Origin of the sequence: Leptospira ainlahdjerensis, assembly GCF_016919175.1 — a bacterium.
Taxonomy (GTDB): domain Bacteria; phylum Spirochaetota; class Leptospiria; order Leptospirales; family Leptospiraceae; genus Leptospira; species Leptospira ainlahdjerensis.
In genome coordinates this window covers 85,329-108,497 of record NZ_JAFFPU010000056.1, presented here as the reverse complement: position 1 = coordinate 108,497, position 23,169 = coordinate 85,329, and the positions used below count along the sequence as shown (strand labels likewise).

The 23,169-nt window shown below is 44.4% G+C and carries 17 protein-coding genes; 7 read left to right on the top strand and 10 right to left on the bottom strand.

Annotation, left to right across the window (positions count from 1 at the left end; translation table 11 throughout):
- On the top strand, window positions 1–938 hold a 938-nt coding region (locus tag JWG45_RS22250), incomplete at its 5' end, for an ATP-dependent DNA helicase (protein WP_332476629.1).
- A 36-nt stretch (window positions 939–974) separates the two neighbouring features.
- Window positions 975–1,841 carry a hypothetical protein gene (locus JWG45_RS15025; RefSeq protein WP_205280496.1) on the top strand — a complete coding sequence of 289 codons (867 nt, stop codon included), beginning with the start codon at window positions 975–977 and terminating at the stop codon, window positions 1,839–1,841.
- A gap of 632 nt (window positions 1,842–2,473) precedes the next feature.
- On the opposite strand, the gene JWG45_RS15020 is transcribed toward JWG45_RS15025, so the two are convergent.
- Both JWG45_RS15020 and asnS read right to left on the bottom strand, forming a co-directional pair.
- Window positions 2,474–3,265 carry a tetratricopeptide repeat protein gene (locus JWG45_RS15020; protein ID WP_205280495.1) on the bottom strand — a complete coding sequence of 264 codons (792 nt, stop codon included), beginning with the start codon at window positions 3,263–3,265 and terminating at the stop codon, window positions 2,474–2,476.
- A 108-nt stretch (window positions 3,266–3,373) separates the two neighbouring features.
- Entirely contained in the window at window positions 3,374–4,681 is a 1,308-nt protein-coding gene (gene asnS, locus JWG45_RS15015; RefSeq protein WP_205280494.1) for an asparagine--tRNA ligase, read from the bottom strand.
- An 81-nt stretch (window positions 4,682–4,762) separates the two neighbouring features.
- Between asnS and folD the strand changes: the two genes are divergently transcribed.
- From folD to JWG45_RS14990, 5 genes are all read left to right on the top strand, one after another.
- Window positions 4,763–5,617: a bifunctional methylenetetrahydrofolate dehydrogenase/methenyltetrahydrofolate cyclohydrolase FolD gene (gene folD / locus JWG45_RS15010; RefSeq protein ID WP_205280493.1), complete on the top strand. Its 855-nt coding sequence runs from the start codon at window positions 4,763–4,765 to the stop codon at window positions 5,615–5,617.
- Between the two features lie 15 nt (window positions 5,618–5,632).
- Window positions 5,633–6,598 (top strand): acetylxylan esterase, encoded by a 966-nt coding sequence (locus JWG45_RS15005; protein WP_205280492.1) that lies wholly within the window; start codon window positions 5,633–5,635, stop codon window positions 6,596–6,598.
- On the top strand, window positions 6,595–8,016 hold the full coding sequence (cysS, locus tag JWG45_RS15000) for a cysteine--tRNA ligase (RefSeq protein ID WP_205280491.1): 1,422 nt from the start codon (window positions 6,595–6,597) through the stop codon (window positions 8,014–8,016). The genes JWG45_RS15005 and cysS overlap by 4 nt, the downstream gene beginning before the upstream one ends.
- Window positions 8,001–8,762 carry a 23S rRNA (guanosine(2251)-2'-O)-methyltransferase RlmB gene (rlmB, locus tag JWG45_RS14995; RefSeq protein WP_205280500.1) on the top strand — a complete coding sequence of 254 codons (762 nt, stop codon included), beginning with the start codon at window positions 8,001–8,003 and terminating at the stop codon, window positions 8,760–8,762. The genes cysS and rlmB overlap by 16 nt, the downstream gene beginning before the upstream one ends.
- A gap of 133 nt (window positions 8,763–8,895) precedes the next feature.
- Window positions 8,896–10,041, top strand: coding sequence for an esterase/lipase family protein (locus tag JWG45_RS14990; RefSeq protein ID WP_205280490.1), 1,146 nt, complete (start codon window positions 8,896–8,898; stop codon window positions 10,039–10,041).
- Window positions 10,042–10,544: 503 nt separating this feature from the next.
- On the opposite strand, the gene JWG45_RS14985 is transcribed toward JWG45_RS14990, so the two are convergent.
- The 8 genes from JWG45_RS14985 to JWG45_RS14950 form a co-directional block, all read right to left on the bottom strand.
- Window positions 10,545–13,796 carry a chitobiase/beta-hexosaminidase C-terminal domain-containing protein gene (locus JWG45_RS14985; protein ID WP_205280489.1) on the bottom strand — a complete coding sequence of 1,084 codons (3,252 nt, stop codon included), beginning with the start codon at window positions 13,794–13,796 and terminating at the stop codon, window positions 10,545–10,547.
- A 770-nt stretch (window positions 13,797–14,566) separates the two neighbouring features.
- Window positions 14,567–15,337 (bottom strand): imidazole glycerol phosphate synthase subunit HisF, encoded by a 771-nt coding sequence (gene hisF, locus JWG45_RS14980; protein WP_205280488.1) that lies wholly within the window; start codon window positions 15,335–15,337, stop codon window positions 14,567–14,569.
- Complete coding sequence (gene gatA, locus JWG45_RS14975) at window positions 15,334–16,797, bottom strand: Asp-tRNA(Asn)/Glu-tRNA(Gln) amidotransferase subunit GatA (protein ID WP_205280487.1); 1,464 nt, start codon at window positions 16,795–16,797, stop codon at window positions 15,334–15,336. Before gatA ends, hisF begins: the two co-directional genes overlap by 4 nt.
- Window positions 16,794–17,084: an Asp-tRNA(Asn)/Glu-tRNA(Gln) amidotransferase subunit GatC gene (gene gatC / locus JWG45_RS14970; RefSeq protein WP_205280486.1), complete on the bottom strand. Its 291-nt coding sequence runs from the start codon at window positions 17,082–17,084 to the stop codon at window positions 16,794–16,796. Before gatC ends, gatA begins: the two co-directional genes overlap by 4 nt.
- Window positions 17,085–17,111: 27 nt before the next feature.
- Window positions 17,112–18,527 carry an undecaprenyl-phosphate glucose phosphotransferase gene (locus tag JWG45_RS14965; RefSeq protein ID WP_205280485.1) on the bottom strand — a complete coding sequence of 472 codons (1,416 nt, stop codon included), beginning with the start codon at window positions 18,525–18,527 and terminating at the stop codon, window positions 17,112–17,114.
- A 1-nt stretch (window position 18,528) separates the two neighbouring features.
- Window positions 18,529–21,516, bottom strand: a complete 2,988-nt coding sequence (locus JWG45_RS14960) for an LPS-assembly protein LptD (protein WP_205280484.1) — start codon at window positions 21,514–21,516, stop codon at window positions 18,529–18,531.
- Window positions 21,517–21,555: 39 nt separating this feature from the next.
- Window positions 21,556–22,404 carry an undecaprenyl-diphosphate phosphatase gene (locus JWG45_RS14955; protein WP_205280483.1) on the bottom strand — a complete coding sequence of 283 codons (849 nt, stop codon included), beginning with the start codon at window positions 22,402–22,404 and terminating at the stop codon, window positions 21,556–21,558.
- Between the two features lie 6 nt (window positions 22,405–22,410).
- Window positions 22,411–23,142: a lipoprotein LipL31 gene (locus JWG45_RS14950; RefSeq protein WP_205280482.1), complete on the bottom strand. Its 732-nt coding sequence runs from the start codon at window positions 23,140–23,142 to the stop codon at window positions 22,411–22,413.
- Window positions 23,143–23,169 lie beyond the last annotated feature (27 nt).

Below are 23,169 nucleotides of genomic sequence, written 5' to 3'. Positions count from 1 at the left end.
TGGAAATGTTGTCCGGAAGAATGGAACAGATCGCGGTCGGCCTTGAATCCTTCCGTCTCTTGGACGATCCCGGACTCGTCTATTGGATCGAACCTCCAGATCAGAATTCAAAAGAGATCTATTACAAAATTTGCATGGAACCTATGAGTCCGGATAAGATCATAAAGGATTTATTCGCGCCAAAAATGCAATCCATCGTCTTTACTTCAGCGACTCTTTCCACGGCCGCGAACGATTTCAAATACTTTAAGAAGAAGATCGGAGACTTACCGACTGCGAACATGGTCGTCCCTTCTCCGTTTCCGTATCAAAAAAATGCGGTTCTTTATGTTCCGAGAGAAATCCGAGATCCAGTCGGAGATCCGGACGGATATCACGCTGATCTGGCAAAACAGATTCTTTGGCTGATCGAGCTGACCGAAGGAAATACGTTCGTTCTTTTCACTTCTTTTAAATCTCTGAAACTCGTTTACGAGGCGATTCGTCCTTATACTGAGTTGCCGCTTTTTTCCCAATCCGATCTCGGACCGGACGGCGCGAAACAGATGTATCTCGAAACGCCGAACAGCGTGTTATTCGGGGTCTCCACGTTTTGGCAGGGAATCGATATCCGGGGCGACAAACTCAAATCGGTGATCATTGCTAAACTCCCGTTTCAGGTCCCGAACGATCCCGTTTTGGAAACGAAAAGCGAGAAGTTAAAGGAATCGGGAGGAAATCCGTTTGCTGAACTTCAACTTCCGTATGCTTGCACCGTTTTAAAACAGGGATTCGGACGTCTCATTCGATCTGGGACAGATACGGGGATCGTTTCCATTTTGGATCCGAGGGTGTTTACGAAAACGTACGGAAAGGACCTTTTGAAGTCGCTTCCTCCGGCAAAACTTGTCCAGAACCAAGAAGATTTAAGAAGAGAATTCAATAATCTGCCGAAATAGATAGAAGAACCATTCTATCCAATTCAGCGCAGAAATATGAATTCTAAAATCCGATTCTTCTTACTCATTCTTTTGCTTTTAACTCCTACTCTTACGATCTTTTCTTTCGAAACCCGAGACTTCACGGACACGGTCATCAATTGGAAGAAAGGAGAAATTCAGAAAATTCTTAAATTCAAACTTCCGAAACTGACCTATTCGGTGGATGATCCGGATTTTGGATCGGAAAATACGGCAAGAAATCTGACCGAGGCGAGAAAAAAAGCGGCGAGCGCCGCAGAAGAAGAATTGAAGAAATATCTTTTTCGAAAGATCGATACTCTGAAATTGGATTCCGAATTTACTCTGAGAGAAAAGATCAAAGAGGATTCGATGTTTCGAGAAATCTTCAATCAAATCTATGAGATCGAACCGATTTTGAGCACGGTTAATTTTGTGGAGAACCAGGCGATCGCAAAGGGAACGATTTTGTTCAAGGGAAAAAGAGGAATTCTAAATTACGTTTTTCTTTCCTATGAAACGGAAACCTTTCCGGAATATCCGGCTCCGACTCTGGCCGCAGATTTTACTTCTCTGATCGTGGACGCGAGACATCTTAAAATGGAAACCGCCTTGTTTCCGGAGATTCTTTCGGAAGAAGGTAACAGCCTTTATTCTCCCTATTTTATCTCCAAAGAGAATGCGGTGAAGAATGGATACGTGAGTTATATGAAAACTCCCGAGGAAGCGTTTCGTTCTTCGATTGCCGGCATGAAACCTTATTTTGTGACTGCGTTAGGCGTCACGGGTCATTATCCGGTGAACCCTGTGATCGCAAGCGAAGACGCGAGGAAGTTGTTTGCTTCTCCCAAGACAAAAAGCGCCCTCAAGAATTGTAGAGTGATTATCTTGAAAGATAAGTGACCCAGTCCGCTCGTCTGGGCCTTGTTTACAAAATCGAATCTATCTCCAAAAGAAAAGAATATTCCGTTGTAAAGTGTTAAAATTCAGACTTGTCGGAGTTCCGACAGGCGGATTTGTGCTTGCAAAATTAGGATTTTGTGATAGAGGAAAGTTTCCGGATTTTTCCCGCCACCGCGCCCCTCCACCCAAGGTCAGGGTGGGGCGCGCGACTTTTACCGAAAGAGTGTCGGAGTTCAGACAGAATTGAATTCTCCGCAGAAATTCTTCTTGCAAAAGGATGCGGTTTTTGTGATAGAGAAAAATCCGCCGACTTTTCCCGCGGACTCGCCGCCCTTCACCCAATCAGCATAACCTTACCCAAAAGTTTGAGAGGAACTGCGATTTTAATCGTCATACGGGAAAGCGTTTTGTAGGAACTCTGACAAGAAATTTGTTACTTGAAAAAAGTATGATATTGTGATAGAGGAAAGTTTCTGGATTTTTCCCGCCACCCGCCCCTCCACCCAAGATCAGGGTGGGGCGCGCGACTTTTACCGAAAGAGTGTCGTAACTCCGACGAGAGGATTTTTAGATCGAGAGATTCCTTTTTTCCAAAGAATCTCCGTTCTTCTCTTTTTAATTGCTTCTTTGTTTTATCCTTGTGCAGCAACAAGTTCGCTAAAGATTTCTTCGGCCTTCTTAAAATTCTCCGAGAAAAGATAAGCAAAACCCAAATCGATCAGCTCGGAAGAAGAAAGAGATTTTCTCTTTGCTTCCATTTTGGGAATACTCGCGATCTTCTCGGAAAATTCTTTCTTTTTTTCTTCAAAGGTCGGGAGTTCTTCGTATCCCGGAATTCTCTGAAGAACCGTTTTTGCTTCCTCGAAATTTCCTAGATGAACCAAGGCCAAGCCGAGTGCTCCAAGGACGTCCCTTTCTTCCGTAAGGCGCTTTGCATTCTCCGCAAACACCTGAACGGCTTCTTTATATTTTCTTAAATGATAATTTGCAAAGAATTCAGTCTTACAAAAGTAATCGTTTGCAAATCTCCCCTTGTAAATTGTGAGAAGATCCAAAACGGTCTTAAAATCCACCGCGTCTTCGCATACGAGAATTCCGGTTCTTAGGATGGAATAAGAAACGGGAACCGAAGAAGAGCGAAAGTATTCGTAAAACTTTTTCGCGGCATCTCTTAACTTCCCTCTCTCTTTGAGAAGATAAGCTTCCACAAGAGGGCTTAGAACAGAAGATCCCTTTAAGAAATAATTGATCCCCGTTTCCGCGCCGGATTCAAACTCAGCAACTCCGCTCAGATGATTTAAAAAAACATGATTTGGATTTTTTTTCGCAATCGCGATCACTTCTTCATAAGAACCCGTCTCGAATAATTCCCAAGCCGATTCTTCAATGGAAGTGAAATTGGATACTGCTAAATTCTGACCCATACGATACCTCTATTTTCCTTATCGGTTCGGCGCGGGGAATTCAGCTTAAAAAAAAGTGAATCGCGTGGATCGCATCAACTCAGAGAAATGCTCTCTACGGATCGCATTTCAGGGATAAAGTCGTTCCATCATCCTCGGAAACGGAATACATTCCCGCACGTGTTGGAGCCCGCAGATCCAAGCGATCATTCGTTCCGATCCGAGACCGAATCCGGAGTGCGGAACGGAGCCGTATTTCCGGAGATCCAAATACCAATCATAAGAATCCACGGGGAGATTTTCTTCCTTGAGGCGATGAATGATATTCTCATAGTTTTCTTCTCTTTCCGAACCCCCGATAATTTCCCCCACCCCATCCGGCGCGATGAGGTCCGCGTTTAGAACGGTCTTCGGATCTTCCGGATTCACCTTCATATAAAACGCCTTGGCTTCTCTTGGATATTTCTGTATAAAAACAGGACCTCCAAACTCGGTCGTCAGCATCTGCTCCCTTTCGGAATTGATATCATCCCCCCAAACGATGTCCTCTCCTTTGGATTGAAGAATTTCGAGTGCCTTGGTATAATCGATCACTGGAAATTCCTTTTCCAAATACGCGAGCAAAGGCGCCGGATCTCGATCCAATACTTTCAAATCTTCTAATGAATTCTGAACCGTTTCCTTTATGATCGTCTTAACAAAATCTTCCTGGAGTCTGAGATTCTCTTTGTGACCTGCGAACGCAACCTCGGCTTCCACCATCCAAAACTCAGTGAGGTGTCTTCTAGTCTTACTCTTCTCCGCGCGGAAGGTCGGACCAAAACAAAAGACCTTGTTGTGTGCAAAGATCGCGGTCTCGAGATAGAGTTGTCCTGTTTGTGCAAGATACGCATTTCCCAAATCGAAATATTCGGTCGAAAAAAGAGTTCCCGCACTTTCTCCCACGGACCCGGTGAGAATCGGAGTATCGATGAGCAAAAAGTTTCTTTCATGAAAGTATTTACGAATCGCAAATGAAAGATTGTCCCTCACCCGAAGGATCGCGAGTTGTTTGGAAGAACGCAACCAAAGATGTCTCTGCGATATCAGAAAATCGATCCCGTGTTCCTTGGGCGTGATCGGATAATTTTCGGATTCTCCCACGACTTGAATCGATTCTAAGATGAGTTCGAATCCGATCGGAGATTTTTCGTTTCGAACCAGCTTTCCAGTCACGGAGACCGAGGTTTCTTGTCTGAGGTGTTTTACGGTCTGAAACAACTCTTCTCCCAAGATTTCTTTTTCAGCGAGGACTTGGATGATCTTCCCGCTGTTTCTTAAGGAGAGGAATTGCCTTGCGTTACTTCCCCGGATTCCGTGAACCCAACCTTGGATGGTAACTTTCTGTTCTACGTATTTTTCTAATTCATGATTGCTAACGACTTGTGTTTCGGACATGGACTCATTTTACGCTTTCGGTTTCACCGGAAAGGATATTTTTTACCTGACAGACAAGCCCGCTCGGAAATCCTGAGAAGTATGAATCCGGTTTTGTTAGATGGAAAAAAACTCTCCGAAAAAATCAGAGATGGAATCCGCGCTGAAATTGAAGAGCGGAAAGCAAAGAATTTAAGAATTCCCAAACTCGCTACCATCCTCGTGGGAAACAACCCCGCTTCCGAAACCTACGTTTCCATGAAAGTCAAGGCCTGTCATTCCGTGGGAATGGGTTCTGAGATGATTCGTCTCGGAGACAACACGACAACGGAAGAATTATTGGCCGTCATCGACAAACTCAACGCCGATCCAAACACGGATGGAATTCTTCTCCAACACCCGTCTCCTCCTCAGATCGACGAAAGAGCGGCCTTTGATCGGATTTCTCTTCACAAAGACGTGGACGGAGTCACCACCCTTTCCTTTGGAAAACTCTCCATGGGCGTGGAAACCTATCTCCCTTGTACTCCGTACGGAATGGTTCTTTTGCTTCAAGAATACGGAATCAATCCTTCCGGGAAAAACGCGGTCGTGGTCGGTCGTTCTCCTATCTTAGGAAAACCGATGGCGATGCTCCTCACGGAGATGAACGCAACCGTAACTCTCTGCCATTCCAAAACTCAAAATCTTCCCGAAATCGTAAAACAAGCGGATATCGTAGTTGGCGCGGTGGGAAAGCCGGAATTTATCAGAGCCGAATGGATCAAAAAAGGAGCAGTTCTTTTGGACGCGGGTTATAATCCCGGAAACGTCGGAGATATCGAGATCTCCAAGGCCAAAGACAATTCTTCTTATTATACTCCGGTTCCGGGTGGAGTCGGCCCGATGACGATTTCGGTATTGCTCTTGCAGACCCTCTATTCTTCAAAAGAACACTTTACACCACCGGTAAAGTGAAAACGATGTTTCCTGATGGCGATCAGTTTTGACGAATGCTTTCAGACCTACCCGGAGCTCCACAGCCCTGCCGACCTCGATGAATTTTGGTCCGAGGCGATCCGCGATTTAAAGAATTTTCCGATTAAAAAACAATCCAAGGCGCTCCTCAAAGGATCGATTATCAAGGAAACAATCTACGATATTTCCTTTCAATCCTGGCAGAATGCGACCATCACGGGAACTCTCGTCATTCCTAGAAAAAGGGGCGATCTTCCTGTCGTCATTCATTTTCACGATTACGGAAAAGAAAGACCCGCCATCATCAAAGGACTCACCGAAACCGGGGTGGCACAACTGATCCTCGACCTCCGAGGTCACGGAACCCAATTGGTTCGTCCCCAATTGAAAGAAGGGGAAATCGCCGATCCGGATTGGACCCCAGGATATTTTTCGAAAGGTCTGGATGGAAAGGATTCTTTTTATATGAAAGGCCTATATCTGGACGTGATCCGAGCGATCGAGTTCTTAAGACTTACCGACGGGATCGACGGGGAAAAGATCATTCTTTCCGGCAAGTCTCTCGGCGCGTCCCTCGCCGTTTTTGGAGCGGCTTTTACAAATCGTGTCAAGGGGCTCATCTTAGAAACCCCGAACTTCTGCAATATCGACGATACACAACTCAAACTCGAAAAAAGCTGGATGAAGGAAATCAACCTCCAGTTTGCGAATGCGAAGACCAAAAAAACTGCGATGAAAAAAAGTTTAGCATATTATGATAGTCTTAACTTCTCCAAGAAGATTAAGATTCCGACCTTGGTCTCCGTCGGTCTCGACGACAAAATCGCACATCCGAAGTCGGTCTTCGCACTTTTCAATCACATGAACTGCGACAAAAGAATGCAGGTCTATCCTACGGAAGGAAACGAGGCCGGTCTCAAGGGAGAAAAACAAAACGGCGCCAATTTAGAATTTGTGAGGGAAATCTTCTTTCCTGAATGATTGAAGTTTATTTTCACAATTCCCTTACGGGTAAAAAGGAAAAATTCTTACCCGCAGATCCGAATCGTGTCACGGTTTATTCCTGCGGACCGACGGTCTATAACTACGCGCATATCGGAAATCTCCGAGCCTTTCTCTTTGTGGATTTCCTCCGAAGAACCTTGAAACTTCTCGGATACGGCATCGAAATGACGATGAATATCACCGATATCGACGACAAGATCATCCGTGATTCCATCGCTTCCAAAAAGAGCATTCAAGAATTTACAAAACCCTGGACGGAAGCTTTTTTCGAAGATCTAAAAACCGTTCACGCGGAAACCTTAGAACACTACCCGAAAGCTACGGAATCGATTCCGGAGATGATCGAGATCATTCAAAAGCTGAAATCAAAGGGTCTTGTTTATGAGAAGGACGAGAGTCTTTACTTTTCGATTCAGAAATTTGAGAATTACGGAAAACTCAGCAAGATCGATACTTCCGGAATGAAAACCGGAACCCGTTACGATACGGACGAATATGAAAAAGAGGACGTGAGAGATTTCGTCCTCTGGAAAAGTCCGAAAGTCGAAGGCGAAGCATCTTGGAATACCGAAATCGGAACCGGACGTCCCGGTTGGCATTTGGAATGTTCTGCGATGATCCGAAAAGTGTATCACGGCGGAGTGGACATTCATACGGGTGGCGTCGACCTTCTCTTCCCGCATCATGAAAATGAAATCGCTCAATCCGAAGGAGCCTTTCCCGAAGAAACGTTCGTAGGAACCTGGCTTCATTCCGAACACCTTCTCGTAGACGGACAGAAAATGTCCAAGAGCAAGGGAAACTTTTACACGTTACGCGATCTTGTCCAAAAAGGAATCGATCCAAAGGCGATTCGTTTTCTTTTGATCTCGACCCACTATCGTTCCAAATTGAATTTTTCCACGGATCGTTTGGAAGAATCCGCTAACAGCATTCGTAAGATGCAAAACTGTTTGGATCGCCTTTTGGATGCAGAGCCCGGTTACGAGATCGTACCCGATTTTACATTCACAAATTCTTCGATTCTAACTTGGAAAAAGGAAATCGAAGAATCCTTAGCCGACGATCTCAATATCGCCAAAGTTTTAGCGGTAGTTTTTGAATCTCTAAAACATATCAATTCTCTTTTAGATGGCGCAAGTCAGCCCCAGCCTTTAGGGGAAAAAATAGAATTCATTCAACTTTTTGCATACTACAATCGACTTTTCGACGTGCTCTCATTTGAATCGAAAAAAGATCTGATCGATTCCGAGATCGATTCTCTCATCGAAGAAAGACAACTCGCGCGAAAAAATAAGGACTTTGCCCGCTCCGACGCGATCCGAGATCAACTTTTGGCACAAGGGATTGTAATCGAAGATACAAAAGACGGACTCCGCTGGAGGAGAAAATAGCCAGACAGGAATACATCTTCGGAAAGAGAACTCTGATTGAACTGACGGAGGCTTACCAAGGAAAGGAATATTCTTTTCCTTTCACCGAGTTGTATGTAAAAGAAAATCCAGGTTCCGAGATCGTGGACAAAATTCTTAAAAAACTTCCTTCGTATGTAAAGGTCCATAAGGTTTCCGTTTCTAAGTTAGACGCTCTTGTTCCTGGAAGAAATCACCAGGGAATGGTCGCGGTAAAAGTTTCGAGCAAAGAATCCACTCTGGATCAAAAAGATTTAGAAAACATTCTTCCTTCCAAACCCGGACCTTTTCTCATTTTAGATAGAATCCAAGATCCCGGCAATTTAGGAAATATCTTGAGAACCGCCGAATGTTTCGGGATCAAGAACATCATTCTTCCTGACAGAGAATCAGCGGGAATCACTCCCGTTGTGGAGAAAGTTTCTTCGGGCGCCCTTTCCTTTTTAAAAATTTTCACGGTTAAGAATCTTGCAAACACCCTCGAACTTCTAAAAGAAAACGGTTACTGGATCGTTTCCACGAGCGATCGGGGAAATGAAGATTGGTCCAATCTCCCCCACTTAAGCGAACTTGCCGTTTTAATGGGAAACGAGGGAGAAGGAGTCAAAAGAATCTTAATGGAAAAATCGGACTTCGTTCTGAGAGTTCCTATGCATGGAAATCTTTCTTCCTTAAACGTTACCGTAGCGACCGGCGTGGTCCTCGACAGACTCGTAAACCGAGGATGACCCTTTTTTCGGAAATTCCTCTCTTTTGCATTTCCAATCCGCAAAGTCCTTTAGAAGATTCTAATTCTATTTCGTAAATGAAAGAGAGATTTAACTCTTGCATTTTTTATTTTTCCTTCCTCAATGGAAAACAATGAAATTTTATCTTCGTCTTTCGCAAACTGCTGTCGTTGCGGTCGCTCTCAGTCTTCTTTCCTCGTGTTCGGGTCTTTCCCTCGATAAATTTAAAGAAAAGCTCGACCTAAAAAAGAAGGAAAGTCTGGCAGAGGAAATTTTAGGGGTTCTCACCTTTGCGTTTTGGGCGGAGACCAACCATGAACTCTATAAATTTTTTCCTTTGGCTCCGGTCCAATTAAAGTCCCAGATTTCCGCCGATCAATTTGCAGTCGCAACTCCCCAGATGAAAGAGGCCAAAACGAAAATTGTTTTGATACACGGCTGGGATTTTAAGGAGAAGAATTCGGATCCTCCCACGGATAAGTTCACGAAGGTTTCTAATCTTCGGGGAACCTGGGACGAAGTTTTGGAAATGTATTCCCAGAACATTTCCGGCGCACAGACGAATTTCGAACTCTACACATTTACTTATAGGACCTCCGATTATGTGGAGAACAACGGAAGAAGGTTGATCGAAAAGTTAAATTGTGTTTTTACCGGAGACGACAAGGTGATTCTTCTTGCACATTCGATGGGAGGTCTTGTAAGTCGTTCCGCACTTTATCACCAGAACAATTCGAACGATGTGATCGATTTTGTAGTTTCTCTCGGAACTCCGTATTTAGGTTCTCCGTTTGCATCTTCGAATTATCAGGGAAGTTTCGGGACGTTAGGCGATCTTATAGGCTTTATGACCGGAACCCAAGGAGGAAAGGATCTCGCTTATACGAATGCAATCGGGACGAGTTACTCGGTTCCTATTCCGAGTGAGTATATAGAAGGCGCTTACAATCTTTATCTGGAAAGATTACTTTCCGATTCTTCAAAAGACTCAAGGGTCACCGCCTACTTCGGAGCGATGAGCGTTTGTAACGGACACCCCGGTTCTGAGTCCATCTATACGATCGGCTGCGCTTTTTTGAACAACGGAAGTCCGAGTTTTGTAAACAAGAGTGATGGAATTGTTACTACGACAAGCGGAAAGATGTCCACAAAACTTCCCGGTGTCCGTCAGATTTCGAAGGATTTTGATCACGCACAGCTTTCGTTTCGAAATCACGTAAATGAAGCCGCGAGGAATGCGTATTTTAACGAGGTCATAACGCTTATCAACGCGTTGTAGGAGCTTCCACAAACATAAGATTAGAAAATTGTCGGAATTCCGACAAAACGCGCGCGCGCGAATTTACAGTAAATAAGATTCAGTTTTTGTGATATAGAAAAATCCGCCGACTCTTCCCCGCCCCCTTCACCCAAAAATCCGGATACCCTTGACAAGTTGGAAGGAGATACAATGAGAGTCGTCCTACAAGAATGGATTTTGTAGGAATTCCTACACGAGAATTTTTTCTTGCGAGAAGTTTGATTTTATGATAGAGGAAAGTCCTCCGGAATTTTTCCCGCCACCGCTCCCCACCACCCGAAATTTGGGCGGGGAGCGCGGAGTTTCACGGTAAAACCCGTCGTAGTTACGACATTTCAGTGAAAAGCCCCGATCTCAACAAAATTCATTTTTCCATAAGACTCCGTCCTTCCTCCTATAAAAACAAGAGCCATAGGGATCAGCTCTTGTTTCCATTACTTAATAACTTTTCAATAATCTTTAAAATAAACTCGGTAAAAATTCTAACGAATAAACAAACTCAACTTTCCACTATGAGAAACGTTGTAGTTTAGAATGAGGTATTTTCCGTTTACAAAATCAACCAACCCAAAAGGCTGATGGCCGGAATTAAACCCTTGATCGCCTGATTGGTTTATATTATACACAGGGGAAGTTCCGGAAAGGCTCGTGCGAATCACCTGATTCTGAGAACCGTTCCCAGGATAAACGAGAATCAACTTCGAATTCACGAAATCTAAATTCATCGAAAGATAAACATTCCCCGGCGTGGAAGGTGAATTTACATTCGTCACAATGGATTGAACATTTGAAGTTCCATCCAAGTCACTCCTGAAGAATGCAATCTGACTTGTATTATTTGTGAGTCCGAAGGTTGTCATCAGCACTTTACCCGCGATTTGATCTACCGCCATCGCAGGAATGATCTGCGCAAAAAATGACCTTCCGGCTGAATAGTCGATGTGGGCACAATTCGTTCCATCCAAATCACAACGAAACAAGGACGGCTTATCGGAATTCCCTTGGTTTCGCGTGATTACCAAGATTTTTCGATTTGTATAATCCAGATCAGCAATGGGAGCAAATCCGGACTGTACTCCTTCCCCAGCCGAAATATCCCTATGAATACAATTCGTTCCATCCATATCGCATTGAAACAAGGAAGGCCTGATACCGTTCGCTGTATTATTCGTGACCACTAAGAGTTTTCTATTCAACTGATCGATCAGAATCTTCGGATTCGTCCCGGATCCGGAACCTTGACCCGCTGAAATATCAAGGTGACCACAGTTGCTTCCATCCAGGTCGCAACGGAACAGAGAAGGCTTAGAAGAATTCGCTCCATTCTCCGTTGCAACCAAGATCTTTCCACCGATTTCATCCACTGCGATCGAAGGATTTTTTCCGGAATTGTTTCCTTGACCGAAAGAAATATCAAAGTGTTGGCAAGAATTCCCGTTTAAATCGCAACGATACAAAGAAGGTTTATCTCCATTGCTCCCGTTTTGAGTGACGACCAACAATTTCTTATTGATTGGATCAATCGCCGCAGAAGGAAATTTTCCGGAATCGGTTCCTTGACCTACGGCGCCCGATATATCTTTATGAACCAACGCCGTCTCACCAGGAACAGAAGTTGTGGGAACTCCACTTCTTTCCACGCTCAAAGAACTCTCCCCACCATTGTGAATCGCAGTCACCGCGATGAACTTGGCGGTTCCATTTGTCAAACCGGAAAGCGTAATCGGAGAATAAGTCCCACTTACGGAACTCATTGAAGTTGTCACACCGCCCGAATTTGCGGTGTAGACTTTATAACTCGTGGCGCCCGTAACCGGGATGAACGAAACAACCAATTTTGCATTTCCCGCACCGACAAGAACTCCCTTCGGAGACGGAGGCGGACCGATGTTCACGGTTTGACTCGCGATCGAGGAAATGTTTCCAGCCTTATCAATTCCGATCACTTTGATCTGAAACTGCCCTGCTGCCGAAAGACTCACCGAACCGGAGTAGAGGTTTCCGTTCGCGATCCCTCCGGAAGCGTTGAAGCTTGGCGATGTTCCGTCTAACGTGTAGAGAATCTTATCGCACCCTGCACTGCCGACGTCTGTGCAAGAAGTGTTAAAACTCGTTCCGATCGGAAACGGACCTATACTCGTGGGCGAAGTGATAGAAACGGTGGGCGCCGATTGATCCTTAGTGATTGTTATCGTAGTGTTTCCAACGTTGATCGCGCTGGCGACACAGATACGAATCCTATTGTCCCCTACGCTTAACCTCGCATTATCGATTGCTGTTACAGTGTCAGGCCCTCCGGCGGAAACGGAACCGGAGGTCAGAATCGTTCCGGTTGTACAACTGGAACCTCCCAGAATGATTTGGTAGCTTCCCGTTCTATCCGATTGCCAAGCGATCGAACCGTTCTCGCCGGAAACATAGCGAATATTAGAATTGATTGTTATGTTTGGAGTCGCGAGATCTATAGTATATCGCTTTTGTGTAACGGAGGAAACATTCCCCGCTTTGTCTCTTGCGATAAACTTTATGGAAGTGGTAGCATTGTCTACGGTCGAAATCGCTGTTCCGGAATACATGCTTCCCGTGCCGACCGTACCGGAGAAGGCATTGATTGTCGGATTCGCAGGAGTTCCATTGACCAAAGAATTTACGACCGTCTGATCGCAACCGCTTCCCGAATCCGAGCAAGTGAGGGAAACGTTCGTAATCGTCCCGAAATTACCTTCATCCGGACTTACGGAAACAGACGGAGAAGTATCGTCTCTCTGGATGGAAATCGAACTTGATCCGATTCGATCGAAACCGGGTGTACAAATTCCGTCCCCGTTTAAATCGACGTATCCAAAAATCGTGAACTGCTTCGTGCCTTCCCCTGAAAAATTTCCACCTGCCGTAACTGAAAAAAGCGAATTCGTTCCGGATGATATAAAGCCCCGGGTCACTTCCAGTCCGGAACCACAATCGGACGCACCGGAGCGAATCGTAAACGCAACGGAAACGTTGGATGACCAGGTGATATCCGACCGATCAATAGCACCCGTTTGGATGCTTATAAAATTAGATGTCGAATTGGTGACGATCACAGGAAGTGTAGTGTCGATTCGATACAAAGCCTCCTGAATCGGACTCAAGTTACCGGCCAAATCACGACAAAGATATTTGATTCTATAATCCCCGCTCGAAGAATCGGAACCTACATTGAAATTTACGCTCGGAGCATTCGAGTAGATTCCATGAAAAGGAGAAAAATTAGGAACGCTCCCATCCAGAGTATAAGCGATTGAACCCGGACCGATATTATCCGTACAGGTAAGTTTCACCTTCTGAGCGTTTCCATAAGTCCCGGGAAGATTGTTCGAAGAAATTGAAATGGATGGAGAATCTAAATCCTCCTGAATTCTTTTCAGAATCGGATCGTTAATCGTGCCGTCGTTATCAACATCAAATCCATCCGCAATTCCGTCATTGCCGAGATCGATAAACGCAAGAGGATTCCCAGTGCAATCCTTTCCCGTTCGAGAAGAATAGTGAGACATCTGAAGGCATAAGTAGTGATTCGTGGCACCGTCCCCGTCGGTGTCGATGGAATCCAAGACTCCGTCCTGGTCCGTATCCGATACGAGCATATCAATGACGTTATTTTTGTTGGTATCGATTCCGTCCGCGATACCGTCTCCGTTCACATCCAAAAATGTCCCTTTGATCCTCGCGTTTCCTTCCATATCGATAATCATAAACGGAATTGTTTTTCCTATTCCAGAATGACCGGTTTTCAAACAACCGAAACAAAAGAGGAAAAACAATACAAACAGGGGAAATACTCTTTTCATATATTCACAGCCGGAAAGTAGATTGCGTTATGCAAAACACCGATCCTTTCCTTACTCCAATTCTAACTTTATTTTATCTATAAATCCAAGCATTCCACACCCAACGAATAGCATTAGAATTCTTGAATTTTCAAACCTAGGACTAAGAGTATTTGAAAAATACGACTCAATAAAAATAAAAAAGTCTTAAAACGAGATCCGAAGAGAACCGAAAGATAAGAAAGAAATTTCTTTATCGATCGTTCCTAACGCGTTTATAATTCAGCAAAGAATCGATAAATGCGGATACTTAGCTTTTATTCTGCGGAGAGGCTGTTTTCATTTCTAAAAGAATCCGAACCCGACCCAAAAGCTCTCTTTGATAAAATGAAAAAACGATTGTTAAATTGAAAATTCGCGCTTGAACAAAAAAGAAAAAATGAATCAAAAAGATTTAAGGATTTTGTTATATCGACTACGAAAAGAATTGAAAAAAGGAATTTGAAAGAATCGAAACGAGAATTCTTACGATGCAAGAATTGCTTCAAACCGATCCTGTGAGGATTTTAGGAATTCTCAAAAGAGAACTTAGTTTCAAACGGGAAAGAACCCGACTTTTCCGGAATTGTTTTTTTTGAACTCGCTTCTAAGAAGAAGCTTTAGTTTTGGATTTCGTGAGATTATAAAAACGTTCTTCAATCCAGTCGAACGGAAATTCCCATCTCTTGCATCGCTCTTTTTGTTTCTCGAATCGAATATTCTCCAAAATGAAAGATCGAAGCCGCTAGCACCGCGTCCGCTTTTCCTCTAAGAATCGCTTCGACCATGTGTTCTGGATTCCCGGCACCACCGGAAGCGATGATCGGGATTTCAAGAGAGGAAGAAAAAGTTTTTAACAGATTGATATCAAACCCGTTTCTCGTTCCGTCTCGGTCCATAGAAGTCAGAAGAATTTCACCGGCGCCTTTTTCCGCGGCTTCCTGGGCCCAGTCCAAAGCCTCTCTTCCGGTTTCCGTTCTTCCTCCGTGCAAAAAAATCTCGTAACGATCTCTCTCCTTTTGAAACTTCACATCGATCGCACAAACGATGCACTGAGAACCGTAAATTTCGGAAGATTCCCGGAGCAATTCCGGATTTTGAAACGCGGCCGTATTGATGGAAACCTTATCAGCCCCTTTTTCTAAAACCGCTCTTACATCGGCAACGGTTCTGATTCCACCGCCAACCGTAAATGGAATAAAAATTTTCTCTGCGATTCTTTCGACGAGATGTAGAAGAATCTCTCTACGATCCGATGAGGCGGTGATATCTAAAAAACAAAGTTCATCCGCAAGATTCTCTTCATAAATCGCAGCCGATTCGACGGGATCTCCGGCGTCCACGAGATTTACAAAGTTCACCCCCTTTACGACCCTTCCATCCTTGATGTCCAGGCAGGGAATGACTCTCGCGGTCAGATTACTCATCCGATCTTTTCCGGAAATTGAATATTCAAACCTTCTAATTTAGAAACGGCTTGGGAAAGACCAAACAATTTGCCTTCCTCAAAATAAGGCGCCGTGATCTGCAATCCGATAGGAAGCCCCTTTGTATCCTTCCCCATAGGAACGCTGATCGCAGGAAGTCCAGCGAGATTCACGCTCGTAGTCCAGATATCCGCTTTGTACATCTGCACAGGATCCTTGGTCTTTTCTCCGACCTTGAATGCGGTCGTAGGAGAAGTTGGTTGAAGAATGAAATCCACTTTCGAAAAGAAGGACTCGTATTCTTTCCGAATCAGAACTCTCGCCTTTTGGGCGGTTCCGTAGTACGCGTCATAATAACCTGCGGAAAGGGAGAATGTTCCCAAAAGAATTCTTCTTTTTACTTCCGCTCCAAATCCATCGGTTCTGGAATCCACATACAAATCTTCCAACTTACCCGTAGGATCCTTTCTCGCACCAAAACGAATCCCGTCAAAACGAGAAAGATTGGAAGAACATTCCGCGGTAGCGATGATATAATAGATCGGTATCGCATAGCTGAACTTTGAAAAATCCAGTTCTACAAGAGTCGCACCTTTCTCTTTCAATTGCGCGAGAAGAATTTCGTATGCTTTCGTTACATCCGGATCGATCTCCGGAGTCATCTTGATCACGCCGACTTTCAAACCTTTGAAATCGACTTCCTTCACGGAATCCGCCGAAAACCCGGGACGATTTACCGAGGTTGAATCTCTCTGATCCTTTCCGGAAATTACGGAATACAAATCGATACAACCTTGAACATCTTTTGAAAAAGGTCCGATCTGATCCAAGCTGGAAGCGTAAGCAACGAGTCCATATCGGGAAACACTTCCGTACGTAGGTTTTAGCCCATAAAGCCCACAGAGAGAAGCCGGTTGCCTTACCGAACCTCCCGTATCAGAACCGAGCGCCAAAGGAACCATCGACGCGGCAACCGCAGCCGCAGAACCTCCGCTTGATCCTCCGGGAATTCTTTCTAAATCGAACGGATTGCGAGTCGTCTGAAATGCGGAATTCTCAGTAGAGGAACCCATTGCGAACTCATCCATGTTCGTTCTTGGAAAAAGGATAAAACCTTTTTCCAGGAGTCTTTCGATCACCGTCGCGTTGAACGGAGATTTATAATTTTCTAATATTTTAGAGGAACAGGACGTAATCGAATCTTGAATGCAGATGTTATCCTTGATTGCGACCGGCATTCCGTCGAAGGGAGAAAGCGGTTTTCCAGACTTTCTTCTTGTATCGCTTTCCGAGGCAGCGTCCAAAATTTTCTTCTCGTCTAAGGATAAGAACGCTTTTACCGAACCGTCGACTTCCTTGATTCTTTCGATACAAGCCTTCGCCAAATCCGTCGCACTGAGTTTACCTTCTCCCAAAGCTGCTTTCAATTCTGTATAAGATTTTTTTAATATTTCGTTCATGTCTCGATCACCTTAGGAACGACGAAGTAGCCGTTCTGAAAGGACGGCGCGAAGGTTTCGATCTCTTCCCGAGTGAGGTGTTTTCCTGCGAGATCTGGTCGAATCGCGTTTTCATGTTGGAAGTAGACCTCGTCTTCTCCGATCGAAGAAACGTCCAGACCTTTTACTTGATCCACGTATTCCAGGACTTTGTTAAAATCTCTAAGAGTGGATTCTTTTTCTTCGGGGCGGATTTTTAGACGCGAGAGGTCGGCGATTTTTTGCAAAGAATCTTCGTTCAGGTTCATGATTCTCTCCCTTGCAGTCAGAGTGTTTTAGTAGGCATTTTTGTCCATGATTCCTTTAAATGGAGTCAGGAGAATAATTTTAAGGTCCAGCCAGAGCGACCAATTTTCGATATAATAGATGTCCGCCGCGATTCGATCGTCGATGGATGTATCTCCTCGAAGTCCCTTCACCTGGGCGAGTCCCGTAATCCCCGCCTTTACCGCGTGTCTTCTCATATAATGTCTATGATCGTTTTTAAACTTTTCCACAAAGTGGGGACGTTCCGGTCTAGGACCCACTACGGACATATCTCCGAAAAGAACGTTGAAAAACTGAGGAGTTTCATCCAAAGAAAGTTTTCTCAGAATTTTTCCGATCCCCGTGACCCTCGGATCGTTTTGAACCGTCCAGGTAGTCTCCGACTGGGACTTTGCCTGAACGACCATCGTTCTAAACTTGATCATCTTGAACTTTTTATTATCCAACCCGACCCTTTCTTGATAGTAAAAGACGGGACCGCGAGAGGAAAGTTTTACGAACATGGCCATCAAAAGATAGAATGGAGAAAAGAAGAGAATAAAAAGAATCGAAAATGTAAGATCGAAAAGACGCTTTATAAATTTGTTATATCCCAGACGGATCGGAATGTTTCGGATCGAGATGACCGGAAGTCCTTCCATCTCTTCCACCCTTCCCCTCGCCTTGATGAATTCTTGAAAACCCGGAACGATCTTGAGATCGATCCCCTCGTGGTCGCAGGCGTCCAGCACTTCTTTGAGATAATCTCCCTCGGAAGGTTCGAGAGTGTAAACTACCAGGTCCGGTCTTTCGGTTTCGAGAATTTTCGCGATCTTCGCCACCTTCCCGATCACCTTCATGTCCTTACGAACCGGCTTTGCGGTGTTAGCCTGAACAAAACCGAGAATTTTATAACCGTAGATTCCGTGTTTGATGACAGCATCGTTAAAACGTTTTGAAGTTTCCGATACTCCAACCACCAGAACGCTTCGAAGATTATATCCTCTTTTTCGAAGGGTTCTTAGAAGAATTCTAGTCGAATAATGAAGAAGACCAGTGGCAATCGTATTGATAAGCGTATAAACAAGAATCACGGACCTGGAGAATCTTTCGCTCCCAAGATCTCCGCGAAAAAAGAATAAAACCGCCAAAACAAAAACGAGGTTGAGAAAAACCCCGCCAACGATCGTTAGGAATTCGTCGATAAAAGAAAGGCCGCGTCTCGGATGGTAGAGATCGATCGCGATAAAGACGATCACTTGAAAAAAAGCCAATAAGAAAAAAAGGAAAACATAACTCTGAACGTCCACATATCGAACGTCCATTCCAGTTTCGTCTACGAAGTAAAATCGAAATAAAAAGGCAAGCGCCCCTCCCAAAAGAGCCGTCACAAAATCCAAAATCGTAAAGATCAACTTGAATGTCTGACTTCTTTCTTTAAGCATATTAAGGGTTCTCCGAAGATATTCCCGCGCGATCGCCGGCTTGGAACGGACGTTTTCTAAATCGGAACAGACGAACCCTTGTCAGCTCGGAAGAATCTTGCTGGCCCAAAGAAAAGTCCGTGATCGATATGGAGAAGAATACTGACTGATCGTAAAAAGAAACGAGTCCATCGGTTCTACCGCCGGGGACAGCACGGAGATCCATGCTGTATCCAAGTCTAAAGTTGGCGGTATGAAGGTTGTATTTGATAGTCCCCATAAAGCGGTTGATGTTGAGGGCCGTATTTTGTTTAGCTCCGTTTCCGTTGACTCCGGTTCCGTCGAGCAAATCTCTCTGAAGCGTGGTCCTTTCCAAATTGAGGGTGGACGCGGATATGGTCGGATCGTTTCCGTAGAAAAAAGTATCGTATGTGTTTCCTACTTGATTGGTATATCTCCAAGGTTGGCTGACTCTAGAATCCAACTCCGCTTCGATACCGAGATGTCTCGTAAAGTCCACATTCGCTTTTACGAATATTCTATATCCGTCAAGTATCGGACTGTTATAAACGTGATACCACGTTCCACCTAACTCCAACTCCCGAATCAAACGGACAAAAGGAAGGGTAAAACCTCCCATTTTGTAAGAGGCCGTAAAACTATTGGAAAGCGGTTTTGCTTTGGGAGTATGATGAACATAATCATTGTTGATAAAAAGACCCGAATAAAAACTTCTTTTTTTCTCGAGCAAAGAGGCGCGTTTAGGACGAAGTCCGTCCAGAAAATCGAAATAACCCGAAAAACGAGCCACGGTAAAATACCAGCGTTCTTGGTTTGTAGGCTGCGGCTGATAATCAGGAGAAAAACTTCTGAGGTCTCGAATGGTTCGAATCGAAATTTCGAAATTCTCAAACGCATAACTTTCGAGAGAAACTTCGAGTTCGTGTTGTCTCGTCTTTGCAAGAATCGGATCCTGTAGCTCCGGTTTGTAGGCTTCCAGTTTTCGATACGTTGCGTTTAAAAAGATCAAAGGAATCCCGATTCTCAAATTGGAGGCGGTCCTAATGTATCCGTAGGATTCTCTCGCGAGATATCGTTCCAAAGATGTAAATGAGTTATCCGTAACACCCGTTACCGAAGCGTTGTTTCGAACCGTCGCGGATTGTTTTTTACCTCCGAAAAAAGCGTTCGGAGTAAAAGACACGTAACTTCCGAAATTCAAATTGGTTCGAAGACCTGTTTCACCTTGTGTAAAGTATTGGGTTCTTAGAACATTCTCCTTATAATTTCCGTAAGGGTCTTGATAATTACCGTCCAAAGTCGGAATTCCCAAATTCTCCCGCGTAGGAACTCCATAATAGCGAAGAATGGTATTGTTCAAGTACGCGTCCCAATAAACGGCCGAGTTAAAATACGGAAGCCTTCCGATTTCGGAAGAATTCCGAATCGTAGTCGTCGGAAGGACGTCGATCGTCGGAAAATAGCCCGACTTATCCGTAGGGCTTAAGATGTAATAGAGAAGGTTTCTTTTCATCCCAACGTTGATGGAAAGATCGCCCCGATTTTCGGTATAATCAAACTTCCATTCTAGAGTATTCCGGATATAACCTTGACGGACGTTTCTTGCCGTGTATAAGGACTGCAGAGTGTTTGAGGGTTCGTAACGATTCCCATATTCGTAGTCGAAAAGCCGATTCGAGTAATTTTCATATTGAAAGCTGAAATTTCGCGTTACGTCTTTTTCGGTGTTGTTCATTTTCGAGTTTAAAAGAATTCTTCCCTTCCACCAAGGTTCGACGTCCTGACCGATTTTTCGATAAGGACTGCTCGGATCATAAGGAAACAAAGCGCCTTTGTCCACCTGGTTGGTGACTGCGGTAGTCCCGATTCCAAAATTATGAAATCGATCTTCGTACGCCCCGGAGATCGTGTAGTTTCTATGATTCGCATATCCGATATCGATCAAGTAGTTCAAAAGAGGACTTTGTTTCCACATCTCGAGCTGGACCGCCTGTCCTGTTTTTTCGTAAAAGTCCGCTCGAACTTTATATCCCATCGGAGCGACCGCGATCGTTGGCATCACCGACCACTGATAAGAGTTCTGTAAGAACAGACCCTGGGTATTGTTCTTACCAGCTTGCGTGATCCATCCGTTTCCTAAGTTACTATTGTAGAGAAAGGGCAACCAAAGAACGGTCGTCCCGCCAACTTGATAACGCACGTTCGTCGCCATCACCGTTTTATCGTCGTAGATATAGAGCCTGTTTACTTTGAAAGAATAATGAGGTTTTTCCGCGTTACAGATCGTGAAGTAACCCATCTCGAGCGCATAACGTTTATCATCCAATTTTTTAAGCTTTTCGCCGATAAAGTGAGCCGGAGCAAAGGTGCCTTTGGTTTTATAGACTACCCCCTTTTCCAAACGAAAATCGTAGATAAACTTGTCTCCTTCGACGATTGCTCGTCCGTCCTTGTAGATGATTCCGCCTTCCGCGTAGATCTCTTGTCTTTCGCTATCGACCGTAATCGTTTCGGCTTCGATGGAACCGGACCTAAGTTTGAGTCGAACGCGCCCCCTCAAGACGAGAACCCCGGATTTATTCTTATCCACTTGTAGGAGCTCCCCTTCGGAAGCGTTTTCGATGGAAATCGGAAGCGCTTTTTTGCTCTGGGGTAAATTTGCGAGAGGATCGGCGGTGACAGGAAGCGCTTCTTCGAGTGCGGAACGCAGACGTTTTCTTCTGCTAAAAAGAGATCCTTCCCGGGTCAGACCGAGGGAAACAAGAAGGTCGTCCACTTCCCGATCTGGAAGAGTGTCGATCGACTTTCCTAAAAGCCGGTTTTTAGCCCTGAGAATCGCCAGTTTCTTTTCATCATTGGGAGAAGAAGAAAGAGTCGGATCCGCGCTCGCACTGCCCGTAATCAAACGAAGCATCTGCTCGTCCGTCTGTCCGAAGATTGGAATTCCGAGCAGAAACAAAAATAGAATCAGGATAAGGCGGAGGTGCATTCCGGTACCGGTGTCAGATTATTCTCGGGAATTAGATTTTCATCTAATAATTTTTGTGAAAACGAGAACGCAAACCCCCAGGAGAATTCTATACACACCAAAGGCTGAGAAGGAATGCCTTTGAAGATAGCGTAAAAACCAACGTATAACGAGTGTGCAAAGAAGAAAGGAAACCAAAAATCCAAACGCTAAAACCGGAATCGTATCCCCGTTCAAAATAGAACGGTATTTGTAGAGTTTGTAAATTCCGGCCGCCAACAAAACCGGGACCGCAAGAAAGAAGGAAAACTCCGCGCTGCTTTTTGTATCCTTTCCTAAAAAACGGGCCGTAATGATCGTCGCCGCAGAACGGGAAATTCCTGGGATCAAAGCGACACACTGAAAAATCCCGATGAGAATCGCGTCCTTCATTTCAACGGATTTTTTTTCCTGAGTCCCTTGTTTTTTATGAAAGAACCATTCGGCGATTAAGATCAGAATTCCCCCAAAAATCCAAGCGCTTGCAAGAATGTCTAAGAGGTCGGGTCTTGCCTTGATCGTATCTAAAAAATTCTTTGCTACAAATCCCGCAGCCAAAATCGGAAGCGCACCGATCACGATCTGAATTACAAAATGAAATCCTTTTGGATCGGGGTTCTTCTTTGTTAAATACAAAAAGGAAGAGGACAGATGTGATTTGAACTTTTCTCGATAGAGAAAGAGGACCGAAAGAATCGCTCCGCTCTGGATAAAAATATCGAAAAGATCGTCGAACTCGATTCCGAAATTTCCTCCGGAAAACGGAAAAAAGGAACTGAATAGAAACAAGTGTCCCGTCGAGGACACCGGTAGGAATTCTGTGATCGCCTCAATGATACTTCTCAGAAAGGCGTTCAGGTAGTGGTTCAAAGGAGCTTACTGTCCGGAAGTTTTAGGAGCTTCCGTATTAGGAGCGGTCGAGGTCGGAGCCGTTTCTTCTTTTTTTTCGGTCCCGGTCGTCGGAGTGATCTTTCTTTTTAGGAAAGCTTCCAGATCAAACTTGTCGTTGTGTTTGATCGAAACTTGTTCCTTGATTCTTTCCAGAACCTTCGGAAGAATTTCCTGAGACTTGTCTTTTTTAAGCTTTGCTCTTGCAAAAAGAATACAACGATCGATCGGAAGGGAACTTACTTGCGGCTCTTTTGCGCGGAGTTTCTGACATTCTTCCATCGCTTCTTCTTCCGAAATTTTGATTTTACTTTCCACAAGGTGCATAACGTAGAGTTGGGAAACAATCTGCATTTCCTGAAATTTTAAAATCTTTTTGATATCGTCGCGTTTGGTGAAACCTTCTTTTTCGGCGGCGATGGTCGTGATCATCATGTCTCTATACTGATCATAAAAATTCTTTTTTTGGAATTGGTAGTTCAGAGCTCTCATCTGCTCCGGAACTTCCGCGATGTCTTTGGAAATAAATTCGAGAAGATTTTCTTTCTCGATGTTTTGAACCCGACTCATCGCGTCGATGGCGACATTGTATGTGTCTTCAAAGCTGTTGACAGTGATCTTGTTACCGTCAAGGGTCTCGATCACTTCGGAGTTGTCTCCGCAACCCGCAAAAAAAGCGGGAAAAAGAATTAGAGAAATTAAAATAATGTTTTTTTTCATCGGACTTAGGGTTCCTGTGCAAAGGAT